At 58.9% G+C, this 282-nt stretch carries 1 pseudogene; it reads right to left on the minus strand.

Annotated elements, in window-relative coordinates:
- Positions 1 to 101: 101 nt before the first annotated feature.
- A pseudogene (locus AAEZ09_RS28060) lies at positions 102 to 282 on the minus strand (protein kinase); the annotation flags it as partial.

The raw sequence follows: 282 nt of genomic DNA on the forward strand, positions 1-282 counted from the left end.
GGTCCTGATCGATGGGCACCTCTGTATAGGGCTTGGGATATGGCGTGCGTTCTTCGTCTGCTTCGGGTGAGGTCATTGCAGGAGTCGCTCCGGAAGGCGCGTCAGAGCGCGGCGAGAGTAGTGTGGATTTGGCTGAAGTTTGGGCGGCGTTCCGGCTGCTCGGACATGCACTGGTTCTGTAGCTTGAGCAGAGTGTGCCGGCGCGCGTCGTTTTCGAGGTCTGGGCAGCGTTGCAGTAACTCTTCCAGCAGACAACCGAAAGCGCGTGATTCTATGCGTTTC

The sequence above is a fragment of the Pseudomonas sp. 65/3-MNA-CIBAN-0223 genome (genome assembly GCF_040310425.1).
Taxonomy (GTDB): domain Bacteria; phylum Pseudomonadota; class Gammaproteobacteria; order Pseudomonadales; family Pseudomonadaceae; genus Aquipseudomonas; species Aquipseudomonas gregormendelii.